This window comes from Collinsella sp. CLA-ER-H5 (assembly GCF_040092375.1).
Lineage (GTDB): Bacteria > Actinomycetota > Coriobacteriia > Coriobacteriales > Coriobacteriaceae > Collinsella.
The window spans coordinates 1-6,908 of sequence record NZ_JBBNLR010000036.1 but is presented as its reverse complement, the minus strand read 5'-3'; the positions used below and the strand labels follow the sequence as shown (position 1 = coordinate 6,908).

6 protein-coding genes are annotated in these 6,908 nt (G+C 55.9%); 2 read left to right on the top strand and 4 right to left on the bottom strand.

Features of this window, described 5'->3' with window-relative positions:
* From AAAX31_RS09920 to AAAX31_RS09905, 4 genes are all read right to left on the bottom strand, one after another.
* A partial coding sequence (locus AAAX31_RS09920; RefSeq protein ID WP_349077098.1) for a carbamate kinase occupies positions 1-640 on the bottom strand: 640 nt, incomplete at its 3' end.
* A gap of 36 nt (positions 641-676) precedes the next feature.
* On the bottom strand, positions 677-1,684 hold the full coding sequence (gene argF, locus AAAX31_RS09915) for an ornithine carbamoyltransferase (RefSeq protein WP_118273749.1): 1,008 nt from the start codon (positions 1,682-1,684) through the stop codon (positions 677-679).
* Between the two features lie 84 nt (positions 1,685-1,768).
* The gene (locus tag AAAX31_RS09910; RefSeq protein ID WP_349077097.1) at positions 1,769-3,013 is read right to left on the bottom strand and encodes an arginine deiminase family protein; all 1,245 of its coding nucleotides are present in this window, start codon (positions 3,011-3,013) and stop codon (positions 1,769-1,771) included.
* A gap of 41 nt (positions 3,014-3,054) precedes the next feature.
* Positions 3,055-4,491, bottom strand: a complete 1,437-nt coding sequence (locus AAAX31_RS09905) for a YfcC family protein (RefSeq protein ID WP_070097169.1) — start codon at positions 4,489-4,491, stop codon at positions 3,055-3,057.
* A gap of 277 nt (positions 4,492-4,768) precedes the next feature.
* On the opposite strand from AAAX31_RS09905, the gene AAAX31_RS09900 reads away from it, so the two are divergent.
* Both AAAX31_RS09900 and AAAX31_RS09895 read left to right on the top strand, forming a co-directional pair.
* On the top strand, positions 4,769-6,019 hold the full coding sequence (locus tag AAAX31_RS09900; protein ID WP_158558657.1) for an arginine deiminase family protein: 1,251 nt from the start codon (positions 4,769-4,771) through the stop codon (positions 6,017-6,019).
* A gap of 1 nt (position 6,020) precedes the next feature.
* Positions 6,021-6,671, top strand: a complete 651-nt coding sequence (locus AAAX31_RS09895; RefSeq protein ID WP_117648557.1) for a LexA family transcriptional regulator — start codon at positions 6,021-6,023, stop codon at positions 6,669-6,671.
* Positions 6,672-6,908: the final 237 nt, after the last annotated feature.

Here is a 6,908-nt window from a genome sequence, read left to right as displayed (position 1 = left end):
CGCCCTTGTAGCAGCCCTTGTTCTCGTAGTCGCGGACGACGGGGATGCCGCCGCCACCGCAGGCGATGACGATGAACTCGTTGTCGAGCAGGTTGAGGATGGAGTCGGCCTCGACGATCTTCTTGGGATCGGGGGAGGCGACGACGCGACGCCAGCCGCGGCCGGAATCCTCGACGAAGACCTTGGAGGGATCCTCGGCCATGAACTCCTTGGCCTGCTCCTCGGTGTAGAAGGGGCCGATCGGCTTGGTCGGGTTCTTGAACGCGGGGTCGTCCGGATCGCACTCGATCTGGGTGACGACGGTGGCGGCGTGCCAACGCTTATAGCGCTTGTGCATCTCGCGGCCGATGCCCTGCTGCAGGTGGTAGCCGATGTAGCCCTGGGACATGGCGCCGCACTCGGGCAGCGGCATCTCGGGGGTGCCGATGGCGTCGTGGGCGGCGGCGAAGGCGTTCTGGATCATGCCGACCTGCGGGCCGTTGCCGTGGGTGATGATGATCTCGTTGCCCTGCTCGATGAGACCGAGGAGAGCGTGGGCGGTGTTGCTCACGGCCTCGATCTGCTCGACGGGGCTGTTGCCGAGGGCGTTGCCGCCAAGGGCGACGACAATACGATCGGGCTTACCGTAAGGTTTGCTCATGATTCCTTCTTCTAAATGTTCTGTATCTTCCAACCCTTAGCGAAGAGTCGCGTACATCATGGCCTTAATGGTATGCATACGGTTCTCGGCCTCCTGGAACACGCGAGACTGCGCGCTCTCAAAGACCTCATCAGAGACCTCCATCTCGGTCACGCCGAACTTCTCGGCGATCTCGGCTCCGATGGTAGTCTGCGTATCGTGGAAGCTCGGCAGGCAGTGCATAAAGATGGCGCCGGGGTTTGCCTTGGCCATAACCTCAGGCGTTACTCGATAGGGAGAGAGAAGGTCGATTCGGCTCTTCCACAGCTCCTCAGCCTGGCCCATACCGACCCAAACGTCCGTATAGATAACATCTGCATCCTTGACGCCCTCATCGATATCCTCAGTGAGCTGGATCGTGCAGCCATTCTGAGCAGCGATCTCCTGGCAGCGCTCAAGAAGCTCGGGGTCAAAATGCGTGGCGCCCTCGACGTCGCCCTTGGGCCCGCAGGAGCAGAAGTTGATGCCCAGTTTGGCACAGATGACCATAAGGGAGTCGCTTACATTGCCCTGCTCCTTGCCCATGTAAGTGAGCTTCATGCCGCGCGTGTCGCCGAACTCCTCACGCATGGTGAGAATATCGGCAAGGGCCTGGGTGGGATGGTACTCGTTCGTCAGGCCGTTCCAGACGGGAACGCCGGCCTTAGCGGCAAGCTCCTCGACAATAGACTGATCGGAGCCGCGATACTCGATGCCGTCATACATACGACCGAGCACGCGGGCGGTATCCTCGATGGACTCCTTCTTGCCCATCTGCGACGAGCCGGGGTCGAGGTAGGTTACGCCCATGCCCAGGTCCATACCGCCGACCTCGAAGGCGCAGCGTGTGCGCGTGGAAGTCTTCTCAAACAGCAGGACAATGTTCTTGCCCTCGAGAAAGCGGTGCGGATAACCGGCGCGCTTCATATCCTTAAAGTTTTTAGCGAGATCGAGCATGTACTCGATTTCCTCGGACGTGAAGTCAAGCAGGGTGAGAACGCTTCGACCAGAAATATTCAGAGACATGATTTGAGTCCTTTCGATTGTTGGGACAAACAAGAAGGGATGGGCGACGCGGATGCGAACGCCGCCCAGATTCGCTAGCGTTGGTTAGATTTCCTCACGCCAGAACGGCATGGTCATGCAGCGCGGGCCGCCGCGGCCGCGAGAAAGCTCCTCGGAGGGGGCGACGAGCAGCTCGACGCCGGCCTTGTAAAGGGCATCGTTGGTGACAACGTTGCGCTCATATACGCAGACCTTGCCCGGCGCGACCGCAAGAGTGTTGGAACCATCGTTCCACTGCTCGCGGGAAGCCTCGATCGGATCGCCACCACCGCACTCAATCATGGTGATGTGGTCCATACCCGTCGCAAGCTCGAGGATATGCTGCAGGGTGCCCTCGAGCTCCTCGATACGCACCTCCCCCTCCGTATCGCCCTTGGTCAGGCGGTAGGCACGAAGCGTCTGGTAGATGCCGGGATAAACCGTGAACTTATCGCGATCGACCTGCGTGCAAACGGTGTCGAGGTGCATGTAGGCATAGCCGTGTGGAATCTTGATGGCATAGATGTTCTCGATTTCGGCCTCATCAGAACCCCAGAACATATTCTTGGCGAGCTCATCGATGGCCGCAGTCTGGGTACGCTCGGAAATACCGATGGCGAGCGTCTTGGCGTTGATGTTGAGAATATCGCCGCCCTCGATATGCCACTCGCTATTATGGTCGTACCAGATGGGGCTACCGGCGTAATCGGGATGGTTGCGGAGCACCGTTTCGTAGAAGATAACCTCGCGGTTGCGCTGATTCCAGTACATGCGGTTCATGGTAGCGCCCTTGCCCACGACGGCCAGGGGGTCACGGGAGAAATACGAGGCGGGCATGGGGAAGAGGACCATGTCGTCGCCCTTCAGCTCATCGCCGTCCAGGCTGGCAAGAGAGCCGCCGACATGCGGGATCTCGAGGTCGCGCACATACAGTCCGCCCATAGCCGTGAGGACAAATTCCTTGTTGTCCTTGATGGAATCGAGCTTCTCGACAACCGCCTGGCGAAGAGCAGCGTTCTTGATACCCGACTCGTCCATGAACTTTCCCATGAACTTCGCACGCGTGCCCTCGACCTTGTCGAACGTCTCGGCAACCAGGTCTTCCATATAGACGACCTCGGCACCAGCGCCGCGAAGAAGGTCGGTAAACTGATCGTGCTCCTTCTGGGCATAGTCCAAATAGAACGCGTCGTGAATCCAGACGCGATCGAAATCCTCCGCCTTCATGTTTACAAGATCCATACCGGGGCGATGGACGCATACCTTCTTAAGGGCGCCAATCTCGCTATGAACGTTCAGTCCTTTGTTCATCTCTATCCTTCTTTCTTACAACTGTATGTAAGGTTTTGCTTTTACGGCAAGGGGATAAGGCCCGAAACCGCAGTGAATGCCATGCAGATAACGCTCACGACCAGGAAGAATTTCCAAGCAACCTTCCACCACTGGCCAAGCGGAATCTTGCAGACGCCAAGACCGGCAACGAGCATCGCGCTTGTTGGCGAAATGAGAGACATGGCCGCGCTGCCCATGGAAAGACCCGTAACTGCAGCCTCGGGGTTTAAGCCCATCAGCTCAACAAGTGGGCCAAAAATTGGAATCGTAAGAGCAGCGATACCCGAAGAGCTCGGAACGAGGATCGACAGAAGGTTATCCACGACATAGAGGATGCTCGTAAAGATAACGGCTGGAACTCCAGTGAGAGCCGTGGCGAGCGTATTGAGAATCGTATCGATGATGAGGCCGTCATTGGCGATTACGAGGATTCCGCGGGCAAGTCCAACAACGATGGCAGAGAACGCGAAATCTGCAATTCCCTTAACGAACTCGCCAGCGATCTCCTTCTCATTCATCCCGGAAACAACACCAGAAAGAAGGGCCATGGCCAAGAAAATCGCAGAGATTTCGTTCATGTACCAGCCCTGGGCTACCAGGCCCCAAATGATAGCGCCAAGTCCAAGCACGAAAATAACCATGACGGCTTTTTGCTTAGCGGTGAACTCGCTATCGAGGAGGTTCTCATCCGCGCCAAACTCTTTGCGTTTCTCGATATCATCGTGGAAAGCGGGGGACGCTTCGGGGTTTTTCTTAACCTTGAGGGCATACATTACAACCCATGCGACGGCAACCGCCGTGAGCACGGCAAGGGCAATAGTACGCAACCAAAGCTGGGGGTTGCCCTGGATACCGAGGATGCCCTGGGAAATCAGGACGTTGAACGGATTGACGGTAGATGCGATGTATCCGATACGGGCACCCACAAACACCGTCATGAACGCTGTAATTGAGTCGAAGCCCATGGCCATCATGATCGGCATAAGAATCGCAAAGAACGGAAGCGTCTCCTCTGCCATACCAAAGGTGCTGCCGCCCAAGGCAAAAAGCACCATTAGGATCGGAATGATGAGGACGTCCTTGCTCTTGAACTTTTTCACCACTCGAGCTACGCCACTCGTGATGGCTCCGGTCGCCGTGATGACCTGGAAGGAACCTCCCACGATCATAATGAATGCAACGACCTCGACCGCTTGCTGGATGCCGATCGCAGGGGCCTCAAGTACTTCGAAGATGCCTTGGCGAAGATCGACCTCGTTGCCGTCCTCGTCCGTATAGACCTTATCGACAGGCTCATAGGTGCCCGAGACCGTTACCTCGCGACCGTTAACCTCCTGGCGCTCAAACGAACCCGAAGGCACGACCCAGGTCAGAACGGCAAATACGGCCATCAAGACGAGAATGATGGTGTACACGTGCGGGACTCGAAGAGTGCGCTTCTTTTCTGTCTCTGCCATCTCTCCTCCTTAATTCAGGGGTTTTTCGTTGCCGGCAAAGCCATTGTGTCATCGCGCAAAACACCCTTCCGTCTCTTCGCCCGCCAACGAAGCGCATCGACCCGTAAACGGATTCCAGATTGATGTAATTCGTCAATTGTCTCTTTAAATAGATGTTTAACATCAATTACTAGCCTTGTTCATGCCATTCTCCTGTGACAAATATGATGTAAATTGAATCAATCTCGTAATGTGCCACTATGGAAGCAATCAATACTCATCGCCAAAGCGAGGTCTTATGTCCGCACTACATGTTCAAAACGAAATAGGAAAGCTAAAAAAGGCCCTCCTGCACTGCCCCGGCTCCGAAACGCGCAATTACCCCGACGGGCAGTTCAATCAAGTCTTTACGCTACGCCCGTCTAGCAGCTCATTCGATCTTGAAAAGGCTCTCAAGGAGCATCATGCTTACTCGGCGATGCTCGAGCGCGAAGGAGTAGAGATTCTCTATCTTGAAAACCTTCTTACCGAAGCCCTTGATGCGACAGACCAAGCGCGTCGCTCCTTTATCGATAGCTTCATTAGAGAATGCGGCGCGTGCGGCATTGAGCTCGAGTCCGCTATTCGCGATTACCTCGAGCACATCGAGGGCTCCCGCGCTCTGGCCCAAGCGGCCGTCAACGGCATCCGTTATTCCCAGGTCTTCGACACGGATAAAGAGATGTTCAGCCTCGCAAAACTGACAGGAGACGCATATTCGCCTGACGACCTTCTCGTAGGCCCCCTTAACACCATGTGGTTCACGCGCGATCCGGCGAGCGTCATCGGCGAAGGTGTCACGCTCAACCATATGTACTGGTCAGAGCGCAACCGTGAGGTTATCGCCTACAAAACGATTTTTAGCTATCACCCGGATTTCCGCGAGATCCCTCAGTTCTTCAAGCATGAATCGACTTACCACATTGAAGGCGGCGACCTGCACAACCTCAATAGCGAGAACGTTGCCGTTGGTATATCCCAACGAACCGAGCCGGCAGCGATAGATACCCTAGCAAATAACTTGCTCTGGGATGAGCGCTCAACTATTGAGTCCGTATGGGCCATTCAGGTTCCCTACGATGATCTCTGTATTCATCTCGACACATACTTCACTCGTGTTGGCTACGAGACATTCCTCGTAGCCCGGGAGCTTCTCGATCAAGCGCGAGTCTACCGCATTACACGGGGCAGATCGGAAAGGACAACCCGGGCGCGCCATGTCGAAGGTGGGCTGAAAGAAGCCTTGAGATTAGCCCTGGGTTCAAGCTCGCTGCAATTCATCCCTTGCGGCGGTTCAAATCCCGGAGCGGCGGAGGTCGAAAGAACCAACAATGCCATAAGCACCCTTTGCCTGGAGCCCGGCAAGGTCTGCGTATACGAAGAGAACGCCGAGACTAACAAAGCACTGGAGCAGGCGGGCATTGAACTTGTGCCCATCTCTATCTTTGAGCTGACAAACGGCTTTGGCGGCCCCAGCTGCCTCTGCCTTCCCCTCGTCCGCGCTTCATAACATGGGAACGGGTCAAAACATAAAGGCTCTTCGCAAGCGCGAGCAGCTCACGCAAGAGGAGTTCGCGGCACTCATCGGCGTCTCCAAAGAAACGGTATGCCGTTGGGAAAAGGACCGCTATGCCATCCGCCGGTCAACATTGCTCAAGATCGTATCGAAATTCAATCTGCCGCTCGACGATCTCACATCTGAAACCGCAGGGCTTGCCGCAAAGCTCGACTACGAGGGGCAGAAGCGGAAATCCAAGGAAACTACTACTGACTCCCTTTGCGATGTATTTAAAATCCAGATGAATGGAGGCAGAACGGGACTTAAGCAGACCGGAACAACGGCGCTCCCCTCATCCGTATTCAAAAACCATCGCGGGTGCTTTTTTGTTCAAATGGACACATCTGCCATGTCCAAATGCTATCCGATAGGATCCCTTCTCCTGGTGGACCCCAACCTGAAACCCTGGAACGGATGCTCCGTCATCGCCTTGGCCGATAATTCCAGAATGGTCATACGGCGATATAGCACCGGCACGAACACCGTGATGCTGTCATCCTACTCATATCGCACGTCGGAACCGGATATTGTGCTGGACAAACGCCGAATCAGGATTCTCGGAGTCATCGTCTGGTTTCAGGCATCCCATGACCTGAGCATCTAATCAGATTGGCTCTTATTCGCCTTCCTCATTTGCTCGCGCTCCAAACAGCAAAAGCCCCGCAGTCGGAGCGGACTGCGGGGCTCATGAAGAGAGGCTAGTTTGTGGGCGTCTTGCCTGGCGCCCACGGGAGAGGCAACGGAGTAGGGACTACTCGTGGATGCGGGTGCCGGAGAGGCCGGCCATGGTCTCGGCGGCCTTGTCCAGGGCGCCGATGATGCAGGTGCGGCCCTTGCGGGA